This window comes from uncultured Gemella sp., from assembly GCF_963525165.1.
In the GTDB taxonomy this organism is placed as follows: domain Bacteria; phylum Bacillota; class Bacilli; order Staphylococcales; family Gemellaceae; genus Gemella.
Window position 1 is genome coordinate 1 of sequence record NZ_CAURJN010000022.1, and the last position, 23379, is coordinate 23379.

Sequence of the window (23379 nt, forward strand, 5' to 3'; positions counted from 1 at the left end):
ATAAGTGGATTTCAGCGTTAGGTTCGTTTTTTAAAATAGTTTGAACAGCTTCGTAACCGAAGTGAGATGTTCCAACAACTACATATTTCATATATTTTCCTCCTGATTAATATTTTTTAATATTTAAATTTTTTCCGTATAATTAAAATTATAATATTATACAAATAGCATTATAACATATAATGCTATAATATAAAAATAATAAGCATTAAAAAAATGATTAAAATAGTGTTGTTATCGTTTTATTCTATTTTAAAATATGTTTCTGATTATAAAAAATTTTGTTAAATATTTATTTTAAATGATAGAGAATAATGAGTATATTTAAATTATAAATTTTATGATTTGACTTTTCTTGACTTTTGTTTTATTATAGATTTCAGTAGAAATGAAAAATAAAAATAAAATTTTTATAAGAGGTTATTAATATGATTAAACCATTATTTGATAATGTATTATTAAAAAAAGTAGAAGAGGAGAAAGCAACAACTAGTGGAATAGTTTTAGCTTCTAAAGAAGAAACTTCAAATATTGCAATTGTAGTTGCTTTAGGAGAAAGCTGTTTATTATCAAAAGATAATGATGGGGAACTTACTGCAGGAAGTAAAGTAGTATTTTCAGATAATTATAAAAAAGTTAATTTTAAAAATGAAGAGTACTATTTAGTAAATGAAGAAGAAGTTCTAGCCGTTATTGAAGATTAACACCGTTACTTTTTCAAAAAGTGATGTTAATGAAAATTAGGAGGAAACATGGTTAAAGAATTAAAATTTTCAGAAGATGCTCGCCAATCGATGAAAGTTGGTGTGGATAAATTGGCAAATGCTGTCAAAATTACATTAGGACCAAAAGGAAGAAATGTTGTATTGGATAGAAAATTTGGATCACCATTAATAACAAATGATGGGGTATCTATTGCCAAGGAAATAGAATTAGAAGATCCTTATGAAAATATGGGTGCAAAATTAGTGGCTGAAGTTGCTAATAAAACAAATGAAATAGCAGGGGATGGTACAACTACTGCAACTATTCTAGCTCAAGCTATGATAACGGAAGGATTAAAAAATGTCACAAGCGGAGCTAATCCTATCGGTATAAGAAAAGGTATGGAAAGAGCGGTAAAAGTAGCAGTAGAACGTCTTCGTGAGATTAGTGTAACAGTAGATTCTAAAGATAAAATAGCACAAGTAGGAGCTATTTCAGCTGCTGATGAAGAAATCGGAAAATTCATTTCAGAAGCTATGGATAAAGTAGGTAATGATGGTGTTATTACCATTGAGGAATCTCAAGCATTAGATACTACTTTAGAAGTCGTAGAAGGGATGCAGTTTGATAGAGGATATCTATCACCGTATATGGTAAGTGATACAGAAAAAATGGTTGCTGACTTAGACAATCCATATGTTCTTGTTACTGATAAAAAAATTAATGCAGTTCAAGAGATTTTACCGGTATTAGAAGAAGTAGTTGCAGCAGCTAAACCTTTATTAATTATTGCAGACGATGTTGAACAAGAGGCAGTAGCTACACTTGTTGTCAATAAACTTCGTGGTACATTTAATGTTGTTGCAGTAAAAGCTCCAGGATTTGGAGAAAGAAGAAAAGCTATTTTAGAAGATATTGCTATATTAACTGGCGGAACATTAATTACCGATGATTTAGGTTTGGAATTAAAAGATGCTAACATAACAATGCTTGGAAAAGCTGCTAAAGTTAATGTTACTAAAGACAACACTGTTATTGTTGGTGGTAAAGGTGATAAAGAAAAGATTGAAAGCAGAACACAACAGATTAAAGCACTTTATGCAGAGTCAAGTTCTGAATTTGATCGTGAAAAGTTACAAGAAAGATTAGCGAAATTATCAGGAGGAGTAGCTGTAATTAAAGTAGGTGCAGCAACAGAAACTGAATTAAAAGAAAGAAAACTTCGAATTGAAGATGCTCTAAATTCTACGAGAGCTGCAGTAGAAGAAGGTATTGTTCCTGGAGGGGGAACTGCTCTTGTTCAGGTAATTTCTGAGGTTGAAAAATTAGAAGCAACAGGTGATGAACAAACTGGAATTAATATTATCAAAAAAGCTTTAGAAGCCCCAGTTCGTCAAATTGCAGAAAATGCTGGATTAGAAAGTAGTGTTATTGTAGCTAAGCTTAAAGAAGTAGAAGTAGGGTATGGATTCAATGCTGCTACTGAAGAATGGGTTGATATGATTAAAGCTGGTATAGTAGATCCAACGAAAGTAACTCGTTCTGCATTACAAAATGCGGCGAGTGTATCAAGTTTATTCTTATCAACAGAAGCTGTGGTAGCAGATGTTTCAAAGGATGAACCAATGCAACCACAAATGCCAATGATGTAAAACTAATAGTTAAAACAAATAATTTGAATAATTGGCAATGATATTATAAAATAAATTTATAAGTTTTAAAGGAGATTGAAACAATGAGAGAAATTACAGATAAAGAATTTTTTGAATTATCAAAAACTGATAGTGTAAAAGTATTTGACTTTTGGGCACCATGGTGTGGTCCATGTAAAATGTTAGCGCCAGTATTAGAGGAAGTTTCTAATGAATTAACTAACATAGAATTCTACAAAATTAATGTAGATGAAAATCAAGAAGCTGCTGGTGAATTTGGAATTATGTCAATTCCTACACTATTAATTATGAAAAATGGTGAAGTATTAGAAGAGAAAACTGGATACCAACCAAAAGAAGCATTATTAGAATTACTATCTAAATTCTAATAGAAAAAAGCTACGGAATTAATATCCTGTAGCTTTTTTTTAGCAAAAATAAAAGAAGGAATAGCTTGTGATTAAGCCATTCCTTCTTTTTATTAAATTAGTAATGTTTTAAATATTGATCAATTTCCCAGTCGGTAACTTGAGTTCTAAATGAATCCCATTCGATAGACTTAGCTTCTATAAAGTTATAGAAAATATGATCTCCTAAAGCGTCTTTCATAATTGGAGAAGTTGATAATTCTTTAAGCGCTGTATATAGTGTAGATGGTAATTCATCTATACCATTAGCAACTCTCTCTTCTCGAGTCATTACATAAATATTACTTCTAACTTCAGCTGCAGGAGTAAGTTTATTTTCGATTCCATCTAAACCAGCTGCTAAGATTGTAGACATTGCTAAATATGGGTTTGCAGCTGGGTCAACAGATCTAACTTCAACACGAGTAGATTTACCACGTGCTGCAGGGATACGTACTAAAGGAGAACGATTAGACGTAGACCATGCTACATAACATGGTGCTTCATATCCAGGGACTAAGCGTTTGTATGAGTTTACAGTAGGATTACAAATAGCTGTAAAACTACGAGCGTGTTTTAAAATACCTGCTATGAATTGTGATGCAACTTCGCTTAGACCATTATCGCTATTCTCATCGTAGAAACTGTTTTCACCTTTACTGAATAGAGATACATTACAGTGCATTCCAGAACCGTTGATACCAAATATTGGTTTTGGCATAAATGTTGCATGAAGACCGTGTTTACGAGCGATAGTTTTAACAATTAGTTTAAATGTTTGAATATTATCACATGCTGTAACAACATCATCATATTTGAAATCAATTTCGTGTTGTCCAGGTGCTACTTCGTGGTGACTTGCTTCAATATCAAAGCCAAGGCGTTCTAATTCAAGAACTATATCACGGCGTACATTTTCCCCAAGGTCTACTGGAGCAAGGTCAAAATATCCACCATTGTCATTTAGTTCTAAACTTGGTTCACCATTTTCTTTAAGTCTGAATAAGAAAAATTCTGGTTCTGGTCCTAGATTTAATGTATCGAATCCTAGTTTATTCATTCTTTCAAGTGTACGTTTTAAATTACCACGAGGATCTCCAGCGAATGGTTTTCTATCAGCAGTATATACGTCACAGATGAAACGAGCTACTTTACCGTATTCACTATCCCATGAGAACACTAAGAAAGTGTTTAAATCTGGATAAAGGTACATGTCGCTTTCTTCAATTCTTACGAAACCTTCAATTGATGATCCGTCAAACATCATGTTGTTATCTAATACCTTATCGATTTGACTTACTGGCACTTCTACATTTTTAATAGTTCCTGTAATATCAGTAAATTGTAATCGAATATATTTAACGTTTTCTTCTTTGATTGTTTTGATAATCTCTTCTCTAGTAATAGTTTTAGCCATGGCGTCTCCTTATTTATGTAAAAAAATCTAACATTAAAATTTATTTTTTTTATTGTTATAAAATCTAGATAAATCACCGCGTCCTATAGAGCGTTCTCTTGGTAATCCGTTTGGTCCTGCAAAAATATCATTATGGATAATCTGTCTAATTTGTGTTGTTTCAGCAGATACTTCTTTTTGGTTAATAATTTCATCGATAGCTTTTAAACTGAAACCTTTTGTAAGTAGATCTTTTATTGTTAACAGTTTATCGATATCATTAAAAGAAAAAAGCCTGGTATTACCTTCAGTACGTTTTGGAGTAAAGAGTTTTTTTTCTTCATAATATCTTATCTGTCTTGCAGTGAGTTGTGTAATTTTTGTTACTACACTTATAGAAAAAACTGGAAGATTTTTTTGTAGTTCTTTGAATCCCATACTAGTACCTCTCTAATTAGATTATGTGAAATAAAAATATTTTATATCTATATAGTATGATAACAAAAAAAAGTAAGAAAATAAAGTGTATGTTATAAAATCTAACAAATTCGATATTATGTAAATCTAATATCCAGACATATTAATTTTTTTGTAATTATCTGAGAAAGTATGTTTAAAATTTTTTGAAATCATGATAAAATAAAGTTATATTAAAAAGAAAGGATGATAGTATGGCGATATTTTTATCTGTTATAGTTTTTATTTTAACATTTGTATTGTTATTAGGTTCGTACATAGTTTTAGTTGCGAATAATAAAATAAAAAGAAGACGCATGGATAAAGTATTGAAATTGGTAGCTGCGTATAGTTTAGTTACTGCGTTAGTATATTGCTATCAGTATTTATACTTATAATAAATATTACAATTAAATATTAAGTTTGGATGTGAAAATTTTGAAAAAAGATTCCTTGTTTAAAGGGACCGCGATACTTAGTTTAAGTTTAATTTTAACAAAAATTTTAGGGGCAATATATCTTATTCCTTTTTATCAAATAATAGGTGGAGAGGAACAAATGGCTTTGTTTAACTATGGATATAGTTATTATGCTACTATACTAGAAATATCTAGTGCGGGGACACCTCTTGCTATAGCAAAATTGGTTGCCAAATATAATGCAGTCGGAGCTTATAGTGTCAGCCGCAGAATTTATAGGCTAGGGTCTTGGCTACTAGTGGTTATGGGAATAGTTGGATTTTGTATCTTATTTTTTGGTTCAGGATTTATATCGGATCAAATTCTTATAAGTAATCAACAAAAATTTACTCCACAAGAAGGAGCGTTAGTTCTTAAAAGTTTAAGTTTTGGTGTACCGTTGGTTTTAGTATCAGCAGGTATTAGAGGCTTATTCCAAGGACATGAAATAATGTTACCTTCAGCGTTGAGCCAATTTATTGAGCAAGTAGCTCGTATTGCATTTATGCTAGGTGCTACTTATTTTATTATGAAAGTTTTAGGTTATGGAGTAGTTGAAGGAAATGTTAGTGCCACATTTGCAGCGGCAGTTGGTGCTGTTTTTTCTTTAATTACACTCTTCTTTTTTTATTCTAGATATAGAAAGAATCTAGATTTTAACAAAGAAGAAGATGAAGTTCAATTGGATATTTCAACAAGTAGTTTGATAAAAGAATTCTTTTCTGTCTCTATTCCATTTATTTTTATAGTAGGATTGTTTCCGATATTGAATATAATAGATCAGCATAATTTTATTCACGGAATGACACGAATAGGTAAGGCTGATATAGTAGATGGAAAATTTTCAGCGTTACAACTTGTTAATAAAGTAGTAATGATTGCTGTAGCTATTGCTCCGGCATTTTCTAGTACATTTCTACCTTCGATAACTAGATTATTTGCGCAAGGAGAGCGTGTAAGTGTTAGTGGTCAAATTAATAAAGTGATTTTATCTTTAATGCTGATTGTATTACCGGCGCTTGTAGGAATGTTTGTTCTTGCTGATCCTATTTACTCGGCTTTTTATAGTAGAAGTTTGGAAAATGCTACTTTATTAAGGGTTTATCTACCGCTAGCGGTATTATATTCAATATATAGTTTAACTAGTATAATTATGCAGGCTGTAAATAGACAACTTTTAAATTTCGTAGCTATTATAGTCGGTCTAGTAGTTAAATATTTAACTATTACTCCGTTTGTAATTAAATTTGAGACAAATGGTGTGATTTTATCTTCAATAGTAACTTTTTTAGTAATGATAATAATTAATTTAGTAATTATTAATATTGAAGTGAGACTTAGAATTTTTGAGTTCATTTCGAGATTATTTATGATTTTATGTAGTTGTTTTACTATGTTTATTACAGTTGCTGCTATTTATGAATCGATACTGACTAATTTTGTTATTGAATCAAAAATTTCAAGTATGATTTTAATTATGATATGTGCGATTTTTGGTGGTATTACTTATTTCATCAGTATAACTATGATGAAGTTTGATGAATACTTATTTGGTAGAAAGATTAAAATTTCATCTTTAAGAAAGTTAAGGAGATAAGCATAGTGAGGCTAGACAAATTTATTAGCTCAAATACAACACTAAGTAGAGCAGAAGCGAAAAAAATTATTAAAAAGGGAATATTAATTAATAATATTTTAATAAAGAGTCCTGATTATAAGGTTGATGAAATAAATGATCAGGTGATGGTGAATGGAAATAGGTTAGTTTATCAAAAATATGTTTATATTATGATGAACAAACCTAAGGATACTGTATCTGCAACAGAAGATGCGATTGAGAAAACAGTTGTGGATATTTTAAAAGAAGCAGATCGCATTTATAAGGTATTTCCAGTAGGTAGACTTGATAAGGATACTGAAGGGCTTATGTTACTGACAAATGATGGAGAGTTAGCTCATAGATTGATTTCTCCTAAGAAAGATGTAGTAAAAAAATATTATGTCGAGGTAAGTGGAGAACTTAAAGAAGAGCATCTATCAATTGTTGAAGCTGGTGTTATGCTAGAAGATGGATATAAATGTAAACCCGCACGTTTAGAAATATTAGAAAGTAGCGAGGATAAAAGTAGAGCAAATATATACATAACAGAGGGAAAATTTCATCAAGTAAAAAGGATGATGAAATCACTAGAGACGACAGTAACATATTTAAAAAGAATATCTATAGGGGAATTAATACTAGATGAAAATTTAGAATTAGGTGAATATAGACACTTAACAAATGAAGAACTAGATAAATTAAATAAATAACGGAGGGATATAAAATGAATATCGATTTTAAACAAGAGGTTCTAAATCATAAGGAGGACCTGCTTAAAGATTTATTTGAGTTATTAAGTGTACGTTCTATTTTAGGAACTGATATAACAGAGGAAACACCGTTTGGTAGTGGACCAAGAGAAGCATTAGATTTAATATTATCTTTTGGTGAACGTGATGGATACAAAACTAAATTAGTAGAAAATAAAGCTGGTCACATAGAAGTCGGAGAAGGAGAAGAGATATTTGGTATCCTTGGACACGTTGATGTAGTACCAGTAGTTGAAGCAGACTGGATTAGCCATCCATTCAAACCAGAAGTGAGAGATGGTAAGATATTTGCACGTGGATCATTAGATGATAAGGGGCCTACAATGGCAGCTTATTATGCTGTTAAACTTTTAGATAAACTTGGTGTGAAATGGAATAAGCGTATTAGGCTTATTATAGGAAGTGATGAAGAGACTGGTTTTAGATGTGTTGAATCATATTTTAAACATGAAGAACAACCAGCATCAGGTTTCACTCCAGACGCAATGTTCCCGTTAGTATATGCCGAAAAAGCTAGAGCAACTTTTGATCACAAATTAAAATTTGTGGAAGAAGATGGAGCGTATAATTATAAACTTGTTAAGTTTAATGGTGGACAAGTTCTTAATATGGTTATTGCAAGTGCAGAGGCTGAATTAGTTGGTGAAGTAACAGATATTAAAGAAAAATTTGAAAAGTTCCTAGCTCAAGAGAAACTTGAAGGAAAAGTTAGTGTAGAAAATACAATTAAACTTACACTTAAAGGGAAAGCTGCACATGGTTCAACACCGCAATATGGAATAAATGGTGCAACAAAATTAGCAGAATTTTTAAGTACATTAGGATTAGATAATAATGGTAAAAACTTCGTAGATTATATAGTAGCAAAACTTGCTAATGATCCGTTTGGTGAAAAATTAGGGATTGATTATAAAGACAATGAAATGGGAGAAGCTACATATAATTACGGTGTTCTAGATTATGATTTAGAGAAAAAAATAGGTATTGTATCAACAGATTGTCGCCATCCTAAAAAATTCGATTTAGTGGCTAGATTGTATGAAGTTAAGGTAGACAATATTGATATTGAAGTTACAAGTACTAAAGAAGCACACTATGTACCAAAAGATGATGAATTAGTAACTACATTAATGGATGTTTATAGAAAACATACAGGGGATACTAAAAATGATGCGTTTGTATTAGGTGGAGGAACATATGCACGTTGTCTTAAAAAAGGTGTTGCATTTGGATTACTTTTCCCCGGTAAAGAAGATACAATGCATCAAGCTAATGAATATTTGGAAATAGAAGATTTATTATTAGCTACAGCTATTTACGCAGAGGGAATTTACAAACTTTGTTGTGAACAATAAATTTTATAAAAATATTTATTTGATATAATGTTTATTTTGTAAAAAATAAGATAATAAGCAATCTCAAAGATATTAATTCTAATTTTTGTATATATAAATTATAATATCTTTGAGATTTTTAATTTTAGTTAAAAAATAGCATCTTGAAAAAAATGGTTAAAGAATGTAAAATATATAGTGCATTATAATTTTTAAAAAGAGATTGGAGAAAGGAGCAGTATAGAATATGTCTAAAGAATATTATCAGATGGGCTGGACTTTAGATGAAGCATATCAAGAAGATTATTTTTGTTCAAGAGATAATCAACGTTACTTCATTAAAAAAAATACTACTCCGATGATAGCAACTCTTTCAGCCGAAGGTATAGTACCTAGATTAAGATGGACTAAGCGTATTAGTAATGGAGATGTATTAATCGCGCAAGACTTTGAACATGGTAGGACGTTAAATACGGAAGATATGACAGATAAACGTATACCTGAGATTTTAAAAAAAGTACATGGTTCATCTAAATTAAAAAAAATTATGAAAGCTCAAGGATATAGTGAAGAAACAGCAGCTAGTTCTCTTTATAATTTAAAATCGATTATAGCTGATGAACTTCGAAAAAACAGTAATATAGTCGATGCACTTAATTACTTAGAAAAATGTTTACCTGATGATGATGTAGAATATACACCATGTCATACAGATTTACATAAAGATAACTGGTTACTTTCAGATCAAGGCAAGTTGTTTTTAGTAGATTGGGAGCACTCTATACTTTGTGACCCTGCTATTGATATTTCATTTGTATTATATCGATATATTCCACAAAATGAATGGAACGAATGGTTAAAAATTTATGGACAAGAACCGACAATAAAATATAGAAATAGACTAAAATGGTATATAACTCTACAGTCTGTCATAATGATAGTTTGGTATCATGAGAAGAAACAATTATCAGAAATGAACTCGTGGCTAGTCTTTTTAAATAGTATTTTTAACGATTTTATATAAGCATTAAGTAGGAAAATCCTAATTAATGCTTTTATTTTTTTTATAATCGGTGTAAAATAGAAATAGTTGCGTAATTTATTCTTTATAGAAGAAACTAATATTTGAATATATTATGAGAAATGAAATTAATGGAGAGATAGAATGAGTATAAAACAATATAAATTATATCTAATAGACCTAGATGGCACTATTTATAATGGTGATAAAAAGATAGAATATGCAAAGGAGTTTGTTGATTATCTAAATGCAAATAATATAGATTATTTATTTTTAACAAATAATTCAACTAGACAACCTAAAGAGGTTGCTGAACACTTAGAGAATTTTGATATAGATACATCAGAAGAGCACGTATTTACATCAAGTGATGCTACTAAAATTTATCTTAAAGGTAAAGGATATAAAAATTTATATGTAATAGGTGAAAGTGGACTGAAAAACACTTTAAGTTCATTTAATCAAAAAGAAAATGAAGAAGGTGTTGACGCAGTTGTAGTAGGTCTTGATAGAAAACTTACTTACGATAAACTTGCTACTGCAGCAAGATCAGTATTAAATGGAGCAGAACTTATTGGAACTAATCCAGATATGTTATTACCAACAGCTAATGGCTTTGTGCCAAGTAATGGTGGACAAGTTAAGTATTTAGAATATGCAACTTCTACACCAGCTACATTTATAGGTAAACCTAGTAAAATTATTATGGAATCTGCAATGAATCTATTTAACTACAGTAAAGATGAAATTGTAATGGTTGGAGATAACTACGATACAGATATTATGTCTGGTATTAACGGTGGAATAGATACAATTCATGTTCAAACAGGTGTCACAAGTGTAGAAGATCTAGAAACTAAAGAGCATAAACCGACTTATTCTATTAAAAATTTATTCGAACTAGTTAAATAAAAGGAGAAAGCATGATTATTAAAACAGAAGAACAATTACAAAAAATGAAAGAAATAGGTTTCATCTGTGCTACTATTCGCGATGAAATGGTTAAAAAAGCAGTGCCAGGTGTTTCAACAAAAGAATTAGACAATATCGCTAAAGAATTATTTGAAAAACATGGAGCGAAATCTGCGCCAATTACTGAGTACGATTTTCCAGGATACACATGTATTTCATTAAACTATCAAGCAGCCCATGGGATTCCATCTAGTACAAAAATATTAAAAGATGGTGATCTTCTTAATATAGATGTATCAGGATGTAAAGATGGCTATTATGCTGATACAGGTATTTCTTTCGTTGTTGGTAAGGTAGATGATCCAATGAAAGAAAAAGTATGTGAAGTCGCTAAAGAAGCATTCTATGAAGGAATCAAGCATGCTGTAGCTGGAAGAAAAATTAACCAAATAGGTAAACATATACATAAGAAAATAAAAGAACATAAACTAGAAGTAATTGAAAACTTAACAGGTCATGGGATTGGGACTTCATTACACCAAGAACCACAACATGTGTTCAATTATTTTGATCCATGGGATAATCTAATCTTAAAAGATGGTATGTGTTTAGCTGTTGAACCATTCGTTTCAACAAAAGCTAAAACTGTAGGAAATTCAGATAGAGACGAATGGGAATTAGTAGCGAATGATGGTTCATATATTGCTCAATATGAACATACGATTGTTGTTAGAGAGAATGCTGAACCATTAATATTGACTAAAATTGATTAATTTTTAATGGAAAAAGTTGACAAGTTAATAAAAATGTTTTAAGATACTACTTATTATAAAATTATGGAGAGAAGAAAATGGCAGAAAATTTAGTAATAGTCGAATCTCCTTCTAAGGCAAAAACTATTGAAAAATATCTAGGGAAAAAATATAGAGTAATATCTTCAAAAGGTCATGTAAGAGATCTTCCAAAAAGTAGAATGGGAGTGGAAGTACTAGATAATGGAAATGTAGATGTTGATTACATTTCTATAAGAGGGAAGGGCGATGTAATTAAGTCTTTAAAAAAAGAAGCCAAAGGAAAGAAAGTATTCCTAGCATCCGACCCCGATAGAGAAGGAGAGGCAATAGCTTGGCATATTGCACATATTTTAGGATTAGATAATAATTCTGATAACAGAATTGTTTTTAATGAAATAACAAAAGACGCGGTAAAAGATGCGATAAAGCATCCACGTAAGATAAATACTGATTTAGTTCAGTCACAGCAAGCTAGAAGAATATTAGATCGTTTAGTTGGATATAGCATTTCTCCTGTACTTTGGAAAAAAGTAAAACCAAAGCTATCTGCAGGGAGAGTGCAAAATGCAGCTCTAAAGTTAATTGTTGATAGAGAAGAAGAAATTCAAAAATTCGTTCCACAAGAATATTGGTCTATGCCAATTGATTTTATAAAAAATAGAAAAGTCTTAACAGCTAACTTCTATTCTTATAAAGGTGAGAAACTTAAACTTGAAAGTAAAAAAGATGTAGATAAAATAAGAAAAGCGATAAAAGGTGAGACATTTAAAGTTATCGATGTAACAAAAACTAATAAAAATCGTAATGCACCGAATGTGTATATTACTTCTACAATGCAACAAGATGCTTCAAGAAAGATTAACTTTAAAACACGTAAGACTATGAGTGTTGCTCAAGAATTGTATGAAGGTATTAACCTTAAAAAGTTAGGTGGAGTTACCGGTTTAATTACATATATGAGAACGGACTCTACGAGGGTTTCTGATGAAGCTGTTAAAATGACTAGTGATTATATACTAAACAATTTTGGTAAAGAATATCTAGCATCAGCAGTTAAAGCTAGAAAATCAAGCAAGAATGTTCAAGACGCCCATGAAGGAATTAGACCTACAAATGTTAATTTCACGCCAGATAGTATTAAAGAATACTTATCAAATGACCAATATAAGTTATATAAACTTATATGGGAACGCTTCTTAGCTAGTTGTATGAGTGCTGCAGTTTATGAAACAAGTACAACAACGTTTGAAAATAATAAAGTTGTTTATAGAGGTTCACATTCTAAGTTACTGTTTAATGGTTTTTTAGCGGTATTGAAGGAAAAAGAGAAAGTAAAACTTGCCCCAGAATTTGAGGTTGGGGAAGATGCTAAAGTCAAAGAAATAAAAGAAGAACAACATTTTACTCAACCACCAGCAAGATATTCAGAAGCAAAATTAATAGCTAAACTTGAAGAACTGGGAGTAGGACGTCCTTCAACTTATGCTACAATTGTTGATACTTTGCAAAAGAGATATTATGCTAAGTTGCAAAATAAAGTATTTACACCAACAGAATTAGGAACGTTAGTTAGTAAAATAACAGAACAATATTTCCCTGATATTATAAATACTAAGTTTACAGCTAATCTTGAGAGTCAATTAGATGATATAGCAGAAGGTAAAGTAGGTTGGGAAAAAACTATATGTAATTTCTATAGAAATTTTAGAAAAGATGTTAAAAAAGCAGAAACTGAAATGGAAAAAGTAGAAATTAAACAAGAATTTACTGGAGAAAGTTGTCCAGAGTGTTCTTCACCGCTTGTATTTAAATTAGGTAAATTTGGTAAGTTTATTGCTTGTTCTAACTTCCCTGACTGTAGATATACAAATACTATTCAAAAGAAGGTAGGGGTAGTCTGTCCAAAATGTAAGAAACACGAAATTTTAGAGAAAAAATCTAAAAAAGGAAAATTATTCTATGGTTGTGAAGGATTTCCAGAATGTGATTTTGTTTCTTGGGATAAACCTATAAATAGAAATTGTCCGAAATGTGAGAATATTTTGTATGAAGGAAAAAAAGGTGTTCAATGTGCACGCTGTGACTATAAAGAAGAGTTAAAAAAATAGAATAATTATAAAAAAGATTTGATAGTTGATTTCAATTATTAAATCTTTTTTGTTTTTACAAAAAATCTTATTTTAATTATTATAATAATTTCGTGTAAATGATCATATTATTGATAAATTTCAATTGTAAACGCAACACTTTCTATTTATATCTTAAATTGTCAGAAAAATTAAAACTTTTATCCAACAAAAAAGAAATATTTTTTAAAAATCTATTGACAAAACATAGTAAATATATTATTGTATATAACATACTTAAAAAAATAAAATAATTTGGAGGAGATGACATGTTAAAATTTTTGAAGAAAAATCCATATGTTTCAATTGGACTTATGTTATTTGCATTATTTTTTGGGGCAGGTAATTTAATTTTCCCAGCATTCTTAGGACAAAACGCTGGAACAAACTTACCTACAGCGATGATTGGCTTTATTATTATGGGAGTGGGGTTACCACTATTAGGAGTTATTGTAATGGGGTATTCAGGAGCTGAAGACCTATTAGATTTATCAAGTAGAGCAGGGAAAGTATTCGGTGTAACTTTTACAACTTTATTATACTTAACTATTGGACCTTTCTTTGCAATACCTAGAACAGGGACAACAACGTATGAATTAGGATTATCAAGCTTTGTAGCTCCAGAAAATACTACGATTGCTCAAGCAATTTTCTTAGCATTCTTTATGGGGTTAACATTATGGTTAGCGATAAGCCCAAATAAGTTAGTAGATAGAATTGGGACTGTAATTACTCCAGTTTTATTATTATCAATGGTTGTTTTAATCATAGCGTCGTTAGTTAGACCTATGGGTACTGCACAAGAGCCTACAAAAGCATATCAAACTACTGCTTTGGCATTTACGAATGGTCTTATGGAAGGTTATAATACAATGGATGCTTTAGCATCATTAGTGTTTGGAATTATTGTTATTAACTCTGTTAAACTTTATGGAGCAAAAACAAAACAAGAAGTATTTAATAATACGGCTAAATCTGCAATTATCGCAGCTTTATTATTAGCTTTAGTATATGTATTTATCTCTAATATCGGAGCTACATCGGTTTCTGTTTTAGGATTACAAAAAACTGGTGCTGGAGTATTAACTGGAGCTACAACATATTACTTTGGTAATATTGGTAAATTATTACTATTCGTTATAGTATTCTTAGCTTGTTTAACTACAAGTGTAGGATTAGTAACAGCTTGTGCTTCATTCTTCGTAAGACTTTACGATAAAGTTAGTTATAAGACTTATGCTATTGCATTAACATTATTCTCTTTTGCAGTAGGTAACTACGGATTAGCAGCAATCATCCAAGGAGCTGTTCCAGTACTTGTTTTATTATATCCACTAACAATGGTATTAATTTTACTAGGATTTTTAAACAACTTCTTTGGTGGTAAAAAAGTAGTTTATGTTTGTACAGTTTTATTCACTGGATTATTTAGTTTATATTCTACTGTAGCTTCAACATTCAAACTTGCAGTACCCGCAGTAGATAATACATTAGCTAAAGTAAACTTCCTTCCAGTACCAGCTGATTTTGCATGGTTAAACTATGCATTAGTAGGATTTGTACTTGGAATTGTATTAACATTCTTTGTAAAAGAAAATAAATAACTACACGTAAGATGGTAGGAGAAAAATCTTCTATCATCTTTTATTTTTTTTGAATATTGTTTTTGACAATAAGTTAAAGCAATGGTATTATTATAAGATGTAGTTTAATATTTAAAGAGATAAAATGAATATAATAACAGATTACTATACGAGTGTTATTTTTATAGGAGCAATAATGGTTATAGAATTTAAAGAATATAGAAAAAAAATAAAAAAAGATACAATATTAGAACTTGATTTTAAAGTTGAAACAGGAGAAATATTAACTATTGTTAATAATAGTTCTGCTAGTTTAGAATTATTAAAAGATTCATTTAGACAAAGAACTAAATTTAAAGGTGAAATTCTTTTTGATGACGAGAGTATAAATAAACAGAGACTTTTATTTACTAAAGATTTTGGTTTTTATAATGACTTATCATTATTAAAAAATTTGAAAAAGGCATTGTCTCTATTTAATATAAAAGCTTCTGAAGAAGAGTTAGTGGGGGATTTAGAATTTTTAAACTTAAATTCTAGTAGAAAATATAAAGATTTAGAATCAAATGAAGTAACAAAATTTCATATTCTGTTTTCAATTTTAGTAGATCAAAATGTTTTAATTGTTGATAATACTGAAGAACATTTAACATTAGAGGATAAAGAGGCGATAAGTGAGTTAATTCTTGATAAATCAAATAATGCTAATGTTATTATTTTAGATACAATGCTTAATAGACATAATAGTATTGCTGATAAAGTGTTGGTTATTACAGATGGAATTAGATCATACTTTGGAGGTTTGGAAGAGCTATTGATACTGAAACAACTTACGGCTATCAATGTTTCTAGTCATGCTAATTTAGATAAAATTTTAGAGGGATATCAATTTACTATTTATCATAGTAATGAGATAGTAGTAAGAGAAGATGTCCTTGAAGAAGTAGTCTATGCATTGCTAAAAAATGATATAGAAGTATTTCAAATTCGAAATCTTGGCGAAAAAATTAAATTATATGAGGGCGAGGCTGATCTATAATGCTATTTGCGGTAGAATTTGGTAAGTTATTTAGACGAAAATTCAATTATTTATTTTTAATTATTTTAGCATTAATTAACTTTGCATTTGTATATAAAGTTGATACACTAGCTACATATTATGATATGTCAATATTAAATATTATATTTTCAATAATATTGAAGGTGAATTTAGTTTTAGTGATTTTTATTATGGGATTAAATTACATATATTCATATAGAGAAGATTATATTTCAAAAGTCAGTGTATTTTTAATTATGAGAAGAAAGAAAAGTATTCGTGATATTTCTGCTATTTTAGCAAATTTAATTTATTTTTTAGTTTACTATGTTATAGTAATTGCATGTTTTGTAGGAATAATTTTCTTACGTAAGAGAAGTATATTTGAAGAACTAAAAGCAGTAATGATGAATGTTAGTACCTCAGGAGCATATGCTACAATGTTAGTTTTATTATTCGTGTTTGCTAATCTTATTTTCTTATTAGCTTTAACATTATTTAATAATACAAATCTAGCGATTTCATTTTCACTTTTATATTTTATAGGAGGCGAAGTGATAGCGAATATGATTAAAGCACGCTTATCTGTTCCGGCGGTTAGAGTAGATAATAGTGTATTAATTATCTTTACGAAATCATTTAATCTATTAAATCAAAATATTACATTTAATCTAGGTAGTTTTTTACCGCTAGTGTTAAACATGATAGGATTGGTGATTGTTATAGTTATTGTTAGATTGATGAAAAAAATAATAGGATAGAAGGAGATAATAATGGATTCACAGATATTAATTCAATATGTAATAGTATTGTTAAGTTTAGTGTTATTAGAAGGCTTATTATCAGCTGATAATGCTATTGTTCTAGCTGTTATGGTTAGACATTTGCCGCCTAAAGAACAAAAGCATGCATTGATGTACGGTCTTGTAGGAGCGCTGATATTTAGAATAATAGCGATTTTCTTAATTACAATTTTAGCACAGTATTGGGAAATTCAAGTTTTAGGTGGTTTATACTTGATATATATGGCAGGTGCGCATATTAAAGAATTTTTTGATAAACGAAAACAAGGTGATGAAACTGAAGAAATCGCTGAACCTAAAAAACAAAGTGGTTTTTGGGCAACTGTAATAAAAGTCGAGCTTACTGATATAGCTTTTGCGATTGATTCAATTTTAGCTGCTGTAGCTATCGCGATAACATTGCCTCATATTTCTGAAACATCTATTGGAGGAATTAACCTTGGTCAATTTACTGTAATGGTAATTGGAGGTTTTGTTGGTGTAGTTATCATGCGTTATGCAGCAAATATATTTATAAGAGTATTAGAAACTAAACCGGGTTTAGAAATCGCTGCATTTCTTATTGTTGGTTGGGTAGGTATTAAACTGTTTGTAATTGCAGCTGCTCATGAGAAATTAGCACTTATCCCTCATGATTTTCCACATTCCACACTTTGGACTGTTATTTTCTGGGTAGTATTACTTGGATTATTAGTGTGGGGAGTATTAGTTTCAAAAAGATTTGAAACTAAATAATATTTTATGGGGGGCTGATTCAAAAGTCCTAAATTTTAAAAAAGTGTATATTATAACCCATAGACGCAGTGGTCTATTGATATCTAAATTTGCTTAGATATCTAATAAACTTTGCGGGGATGACTCGACAAAATCTTGTTTCTTAAGAAATCACGATTTTGTCGAGTCACTCCTTTTTTAGTATTTGTATGTTTCTTATTTTCGTATACACAAATTGATATCTATGATATAATTTAAAATTATATATTAAAACACGAGGAGGATAAAAATGGCATTTGATGGTTTTTTCATAAGAAAAATGGTGAAAGAATTAGAAGAAAATATATTAAATGGTCGTATAAATAAAATAAATAATTTATCGGCAGATGAATTTGTATTTTCTGTTAGAAAAGGAAAGAATTTAAAATTGTTTTTATCTGCAAATTCAAGTGCATCTAGAATACAGTTAACAAATAATAGTTTTGAAAATCCTTCAACACCTTCGAATTTTTGTTCAGTACTTAGAAAGTATTTAACAGGTGGAATAATACTAGAGATTAATCAAGTTAATAATGATCGAATAGTAATTTTTAAAATTAAAAACTTTGATGATTTAGGTTATGAAAAGTATTATTATCTAATCTCAGAATTAATGGGTAAACACTCAAATATAATATTAACTAATGAAGATAATATTATCTTAGAGTCTTTAAAAAATAGTTACAGCCTTGAATATAAGAGATCGACTATATCTAATATGAAATATACGCTTCCTCCGACAGCTGAAAAAATTAATCCCTTTGACTTTAGTCGCTATAGTGATATTGAGTTTTCTATAGATGATAAGAAATTCTTAATGAAAAGTTTCTATGGTGTTTCTGCATTACTGAATAATTATTTTGAAAAAAATTCGGAAGAAGATTTAAAAAATTCATTTATTAGCTTTTGTAAAAAATTCAATAATTACTTTAAACCCGTTTTACTTGAAGAGAATAATAAGAAGGATTTTTATTTCTTTGAAGTTAAAGAGTATAGTAGAGATTTTGAATCATTGTCACAATTATTAGATTACTACTATATGGATATAGCAAGAGAGTCAATAAATAAAAATACTGACAAAAAACTTTTCAATTTTGTTAATTCTAAAATAAATAGATTAAATAAGAAAATTGATATATTAAAAAATGAACTTGAACAAGCTAATAATAGAGATGATTATAAATTAAAAGGGCAACTTCTAATTTCAAATATTTATTTATTTAAAAAAGAAATACCAGAGATTGTAACATTGCAAAATTTTTATAGTGAAGATTTATCGGATATTGAGATTGAGTTAGATCCAAATCTAACTATTGAGAAAAATTCAGAGAAGTATTTTGACTTATATAAAAAGAATAAGAGGACGATTGAGAATCTAATCGAACAAATTAAGATTGCAAAACAGGATTTAGGATATTTTGAGACAATTAAATTTCAACTTGAAAATGCTGATAAAACGGACATAGCGGAAATCAAAGAAGAATTAATTGCTAATGGTACATTAAAAGAAAAAATTAAGGTCAATAAGAAAAAGAATAAGAGTAATTATTTTGTAATTAATCATAATGATACTGCCATTTATGTTGGAAAAAATAATCTTCAAAATGATGCTATTACTAATAAATTAGCAAGACGTGATTATCTATGGTTTCATGCTAAAGATATTCCTGGTAGTCACGTGGTAATCTTTGATAGTAATCCTAGTGAAGAAACGATAGAAGTTGCATCAATGTTAGCTGCTTATTATTCGAAGTTTAAAAATGAAGAGTATGTTAATGTTGATAGAACGTTAATTAAAAATGTAAAAAAAATCTCTGGTGCTAAACCGGGCTTAGTAACTTATACCGGGCAAAAAACAGTTAAACAAAAAATTGATAAAGATCTTATAGGAGAGCTTTTGATAAAATAAAACAATTAAATAGTCAAGGAAGGTAAACATATGAATGATAAATTAGATGTAAAGGCTGGTGTAAAAGACACATTACCGACAGTTTTTGGATATATAGGTATAGGATTAGTCTTTGGAATTATTGCGAGTTCGGTTGGACTTAATCCTTTCTTTGTTGGTACAATGTCATTATTTGTATACGCAGGTGGTGCTCAATTTATAATTATAAGTATGCTTTCTAGTGGCTTTCCTATACTCTCTATTGTCTTGGCAACATTTCTAGTTAACTCAAGAATGATATTAATGAGCATGGCAACAGCTCCATTTTTCAAGAGATATAGTGTATTTAAGAATATTATAATTGGTACTTTTTTGACTGATGAGAGTTTTGCTTTAGGAATGAACAAACAAAATTATACTAATGGAAGGCTGACTTGTGAATGGTTTAATACTGCAAACCTAGTATCTTATATTACATGGGTTTTGTCATCGATACTAGGTGCATTACTAGGTGGAATAGTTAAGGATCCTAAGGTACTAGGTTTAGATTTTGCTCTAGTAGCGATGTTTATAGGATTGTTATATTTACAAGTTATTTCAGATATTACTATTAAGAAAAAAGTACAATTTCTAGTAATTGTTGTTGTATTCTTCTTAGTATATTTTGGAATGATTTTTATTCCAAGTAATTTATTAATTATAGTGATTACTTTAATAGGATGTGCGATAGGAGTGGTATTGAAAAATGTTATCTACTAACTATATAATATTAACAATATTAGGATGTTCAATTGTTACTCGGTTATCTCGGGTACTTCCATTCGTATTATTGAAGAAATTCGATTTACCTAAACCGGTTATAGAGTATCTAAGTTTTGTACCGATTGTTATAATGTCGGCTTTATGGTTCGATAGTCTATTTATTCAAAAGATAGGGGAATTTCCTCAAATAAATTATGAAAACCTACTCGCTTCACTACCTACTGTATTAAGTGCAATCATTTCTAAGAGTCTTTTGGTGATAGTTGTAGTAGGAATAGTTTCACTAGCAATTATTAGATTTGTATTTTAAAAATAAAAATCGAGAATTTTAAGAAAATATTATCAAATTAATTTACAACTTAAATATACATGTTTATAGTTTAAATTTTTTCCGATTTATGGTATCATAAAAAGATAATAAAACATAACAGAAGGATACGAAAAATGGAGAAAGGATTATTAATAGTTCTTTCAGGACCTTCAGGAGTAGGTAAAGGTACTGTTAGAAAAAGAATTTTTGAGAGTAATGATGTTGACTTCGAATATTCAATTTCAATGACGTCAAGAGGTATGAGACCTGGTGAAGTAGACGGGGTTGATTATTTCTTTAAGACAAAAGAAGAATTTGAATCTTTAATTCAACAAGGTGAGTTATTAGAATATGCTCAGTATGTCGATAATTATTACGGAACTCCCGTTAAATATGTAAGGGAGACGATGGATAAAGGGAAAGATATATTTTTAGAAATTGAAGTACAAGGTGCAGGACAAGTAAAAAGTAAAATTCCGGATGCTTTATTTATATTTTTAGCACCACCTAGTATTGGTGACCTTAAAGAAAGATTAAAAGGTCGTGGAACTGAGAGTGATGAAGTAATAGAATCACGTATAGCAAAAGCTAAAAAAGAAATTAATATGATGCACTTATATGATTATGTTGTTGAAAATGACGAAGTGGATAAAGCTGTAGAAAGAATTAGGGCTATTATACTGAGTGAACACTTGAAACGTGAACGTATAGAGATGAAATATAGAAGAGCATTATTAGAATTAGAAGAAATGTAGGAGAAAAAAATGTTATATCCAAAATTAGATGTATTAAAATCAAAAGTAAATTCAAAATATATGCTAGTATCATTAGCTAGTAAAAGAGCAAGAGAATTATTTGCAAATCCAGAAACAAGTAAACTAGACAAATACACTTCTCATAAAGAAGTTGGTAAAGCATTAGAGGAGATTGCTGAAGGTAAAATTTCCGTATTAGAAAAATAGTTTAAATTATTGTTTACAAAATAGTATTTTTAGTGTAAAGTAATATAAGTGTTTTTCTTTGAGTGATCGCGGCAGAGATGCTGAGGAAAGTCCATACTCACACAGGCTGAGATGCTTGTAGTGTTCAACGCTAAACGAAAAAATAAGTTTAGGCACCTTATGGTGACGGCAGAAAATATGACCTAAGTAGTTTTCTATATGGTTATATATCTTGAAAGTGCCACAGTGACGGAGTTCTTATAGAAATATAAGAAGTGGAACGCGGTAAACCCCTTGAGTGAGCAATTCAAATTTTGGTAGAAGCACTTATTCCGCAGAAATGAATGTAGGAATAGGAAATATGTATATATTTAGACAGATGATCACAGCTATTTTTACGAGAGTAGACTAGTCTCGTTTGAGTAAGATAGATACAGAATATGGCTTATGATAAGAAAACAACTAGTTCTAGGGGCTCTTAGGAGCCCCTTTTTTTAAGGAGGAAGAAATGAATTTTAATTTAGTAGCAACAACCCCTATGGGAATTGAAGCGATAGTGGCTAAAGAAGTACAAGAGTTAGGTTATGAAACAAAAGTAGAAAATGGGAGAGTATATTATTCAGGAGATAAGAGAGCAATAGTACGTTCGAATCTATGGTTAAGATGTGCAGATAGGGTTAAAATCGTAGTTGCACAATTTCCTGCGTATACTTTTGAAGAACTTTTTGAAAAAACTAAAGAAATAGAATGGGATAAATATCTTCCAGTAGATGCCAAATTCCCTGTAGATGGACGAAGTCATAAATCTACATTATTCAGTGTTTCTGACTGTCAGTCAATTGTTAAAAAAGCAATTGTTGAGAAAATGAAGAAAAGTTATGGGATAACAGGTTGGTTAACAGAGACAGGAGCTAGATATAGATTAGAAATTATTATGTTAAATGATATTGCAACTATTCTATTAGATACTTCTGGAGATGGACTGCATAAGCGTGGATACCGTGCTAAACAAGGGACAGCACCATTAAAAGAAACATTAGCAGCAGCAATGGTTAAACTTACAAACTGGAAAGGTGAAACACCATTATACGATTTATTCTGTGGATCGGGAACATTATTAATTGAAGCAGCTATGGCGGCACAGAATATGGCACCTGGAATTAATAGAAACTTTGACTTTGAAAAATGGCCGTGGATGCCGAAAAGTCTTGTAGATGAAGAAAGAAATAAGGCTGAAGATCTTATTGATTATGATAAAGAATTAGAATTATATGGTTCTGATATTGATCCTAAGATGATAGCAACTGCTGAAAATAATGCTGAAGAAATCGGATTAGCAGGAGTTATTAAGTTTAAACAGATGTCAGTTTTTGATTTCGTAGCGAAAAAGGAAACTGGTTGCGTAATTGCGAATCCACCGTACGGAGAACGTTTAGGTGAGAAAAAAGAAGTAGAAGCTATGTATAAATTTTTAGGAACTGAGCTTAAAAGTAAAAAACATTGGTCACTTTACTTATTAACTTCTCATAAAATGTTTGAACATTTATACGGGAAAAAGGCGACAAAACGAAGAAAGCTATTTAACGGTTCCATTGAATGTACCTATTATCAATACTGGGGAGAAAAAATAAGATAACATTTGACAATTATAAAAATATATCATAAAATA

Annotated in this window: 23 protein-coding genes and 1 other RNA gene; 22 read left to right on the forward strand and 2 right to left on the reverse strand. The window is 29.8% G+C overall.

Annotated elements, in window-relative coordinates; translation table 11 throughout:
• Positions 1 to 428 precede the first annotated feature (428 nt).
• The 3 genes from RWQ74_RS05585 (at position 429) to trxA (ending at position 2746) form a co-directional block, all read left to right on the forward strand.
• Positions 429 to 704 (forward strand): co-chaperone GroES, encoded by a 276-nt coding sequence (locus RWQ74_RS05585; RefSeq protein ID WP_314397292.1) that lies wholly within the window; start codon positions 429 to 431, stop codon positions 702 to 704.
• A 48-nt stretch (positions 705 to 752) separates the two neighbouring features.
• Positions 753 to 2357: a chaperonin GroEL gene (gene groL / locus RWQ74_RS05590; protein WP_314397293.1), complete on the forward strand. Its 1605-nt coding sequence runs from the start codon at positions 753 to 755 to the stop codon at positions 2355 to 2357.
• Positions 2358 to 2440: 83 nt separating this feature from the next.
• Entirely contained in the window at positions 2441 to 2746 is a 306-nt protein-coding gene (gene trxA, locus RWQ74_RS05595) for a thioredoxin (protein ID WP_314397294.1), read from the forward strand.
• 97 nt (positions 2747 to 2843) lie between these two features.
• Here the strand turns inward: trxA and glnA are convergent, their stop codons facing one another.
• Both glnA and RWQ74_RS05605 read right to left on the reverse strand, forming a co-directional pair.
• The gene (glnA, locus tag RWQ74_RS05600) at positions 2844 to 4181 is read right to left on the reverse strand and encodes a type I glutamate--ammonia ligase (RefSeq protein WP_314397295.1); all 1338 of its coding nucleotides are present in this window, start codon (positions 4179 to 4181) and stop codon (positions 2844 to 2846) included.
• 33 nt (positions 4182 to 4214) lie between these two features.
• Entirely contained in the window at positions 4215 to 4598 is a 384-nt protein-coding gene (locus RWQ74_RS05605) for a MerR family transcriptional regulator (protein ID WP_314397296.1), read from the reverse strand.
• Between the two features lie 233 nt (positions 4599 to 4831).
• On the opposite strand from RWQ74_RS05605, the gene RWQ74_RS05610 reads away from it, so the two are divergent.
• From RWQ74_RS05610 to RWQ74_RS05700, 19 genes are all read left to right on the forward strand, one after another.
• Positions 4832 to 5014 carry a hypothetical protein gene (locus tag RWQ74_RS05610; RefSeq protein WP_314397297.1) on the forward strand — a complete coding sequence of 61 codons (183 nt, stop codon included), beginning with the start codon at positions 4832 to 4834 and terminating at the stop codon, positions 5012 to 5014.
• Positions 5015 to 5045: 31 nt separating this feature from the next.
• The gene (locus tag RWQ74_RS05615) at positions 5046 to 6671 is read left to right on the forward strand and encodes an oligosaccharide flippase family protein (RefSeq protein WP_314397298.1); all 1626 of its coding nucleotides are present in this window, start codon (positions 5046 to 5048) and stop codon (positions 6669 to 6671) included.
• A 5-nt stretch (positions 6672 to 6676) separates the two neighbouring features.
• The gene (locus tag RWQ74_RS05620) at positions 6677 to 7384 is read left to right on the forward strand and encodes a 16S rRNA pseudouridine(516) synthase (protein ID WP_314397299.1); all 708 of its coding nucleotides are present in this window, start codon (positions 6677 to 6679) and stop codon (positions 7382 to 7384) included.
• A gap of 14 nt (positions 7385 to 7398) precedes the next feature.
• Positions 7399 to 8799 (forward strand): dipeptidase PepV, encoded by a 1401-nt coding sequence (gene pepV / locus RWQ74_RS05625; protein ID WP_314397300.1) that lies wholly within the window; start codon positions 7399 to 7401, stop codon positions 8797 to 8799.
• A gap of 226 nt (positions 8800 to 9025) precedes the next feature.
• The gene (locus RWQ74_RS05630; protein ID WP_314397301.1) at positions 9026 to 9802 is read left to right on the forward strand and encodes a phosphotransferase family protein; all 777 of its coding nucleotides are present in this window, start codon (positions 9026 to 9028) and stop codon (positions 9800 to 9802) included.
• A gap of 141 nt (positions 9803 to 9943) precedes the next feature.
• Positions 9944 to 10711 carry a TIGR01457 family HAD-type hydrolase gene (locus RWQ74_RS05635; protein ID WP_314397302.1) on the forward strand — a complete coding sequence of 256 codons (768 nt, stop codon included), beginning with the start codon at positions 9944 to 9946 and terminating at the stop codon, positions 10709 to 10711.
• Positions 10712 to 10722: 11 nt separating this feature from the next.
• Entirely contained in the window at positions 10723 to 11484 is a 762-nt protein-coding gene (gene map / locus RWQ74_RS05640; RefSeq protein ID WP_314397303.1) for a type I methionyl aminopeptidase, read from the forward strand.
• 77 nt (positions 11485 to 11561) lie between these two features.
• Complete coding sequence (gene topA, locus RWQ74_RS05645) at positions 11562 to 13613, forward strand: type I DNA topoisomerase (RefSeq protein WP_314397304.1); 2052 nt, start codon at positions 11562 to 11564, stop codon at positions 13611 to 13613.
• A 287-nt stretch (positions 13614 to 13900) separates the two neighbouring features.
• Positions 13901 to 15235, forward strand: a complete 1335-nt coding sequence (gene brnQ, locus RWQ74_RS05650; protein ID WP_314397305.1) for a branched-chain amino acid transport system II carrier protein — start codon at positions 13901 to 13903, stop codon at positions 15233 to 15235.
• A 124-nt stretch (positions 15236 to 15359) separates the two neighbouring features.
• On the forward strand, positions 15360 to 16253 hold the full coding sequence (locus tag RWQ74_RS05655; protein ID WP_314397306.1) for an ABC transporter ATP-binding protein: 894 nt from the start codon (positions 15360 to 15362) through the stop codon (positions 16251 to 16253).
• Complete coding sequence (locus tag RWQ74_RS05660) at positions 16253 to 17014, forward strand: iron ABC transporter permease (protein WP_314397307.1); 762 nt, start codon at positions 16253 to 16255, stop codon at positions 17012 to 17014. The genes RWQ74_RS05655 and RWQ74_RS05660 overlap by 1 nt, the downstream gene beginning before the upstream one ends.
• Positions 17015 to 17026: 12 nt before the next feature.
• Positions 17027 to 17791: a TerC family protein gene (locus RWQ74_RS05665; RefSeq protein WP_314397308.1), complete on the forward strand. Its 765-nt coding sequence runs from the start codon at positions 17027 to 17029 to the stop codon at positions 17789 to 17791.
• 268 nt (positions 17792 to 18059) lie between these two features.
• Positions 18060 to 19718 (forward strand): NFACT RNA binding domain-containing protein, encoded by a 1659-nt coding sequence (locus tag RWQ74_RS05670; protein ID WP_314397309.1) that lies wholly within the window; start codon positions 18060 to 18062, stop codon positions 19716 to 19718.
• A gap of 30 nt (positions 19719 to 19748) precedes the next feature.
• Positions 19749 to 20456, forward strand: coding sequence for an AzlC family ABC transporter permease (locus RWQ74_RS05675; protein ID WP_314397310.1), 708 nt, complete (start codon positions 19749 to 19751; stop codon positions 20454 to 20456).
• The gene (locus tag RWQ74_RS05680; protein WP_314397311.1) at positions 20443 to 20769 is read left to right on the forward strand and encodes an AzlD domain-containing protein; all 327 of its coding nucleotides are present in this window, start codon (positions 20443 to 20445) and stop codon (positions 20767 to 20769) included. The genes RWQ74_RS05675 and RWQ74_RS05680 overlap by 14 nt, the downstream gene beginning before the upstream one ends.
• A gap of 134 nt (positions 20770 to 20903) precedes the next feature.
• Positions 20904 to 21524 (forward strand): guanylate kinase, encoded by a 621-nt coding sequence (gene gmk / locus RWQ74_RS05685; RefSeq protein WP_314397312.1) that lies wholly within the window; start codon positions 20904 to 20906, stop codon positions 21522 to 21524.
• Positions 21525 to 21533: 9 nt separating this feature from the next.
• Positions 21534 to 21731, forward strand: coding sequence for a DNA-directed RNA polymerase subunit omega (gene rpoZ, locus RWQ74_RS05690; protein ID WP_004264469.1), 198 nt, complete (start codon positions 21534 to 21536; stop codon positions 21729 to 21731).
• A 54-nt stretch (positions 21732 to 21785) separates the two neighbouring features.
• Positions 21786 to 22163: RNase P RNA component class B (gene rnpB, locus RWQ74_RS05695), an RNA gene on the forward strand.
• Positions 22164 to 22218: 55 nt separating this feature from the next.
• On the forward strand, positions 22219 to 23346 hold the full coding sequence (locus RWQ74_RS05700) for a class I SAM-dependent RNA methyltransferase (RefSeq protein ID WP_314397313.1): 1128 nt from the start codon (positions 22219 to 22221) through the stop codon (positions 23344 to 23346).
• The last annotated feature ends 33 nt before the right edge of the window (positions 23347 to 23379 follow it).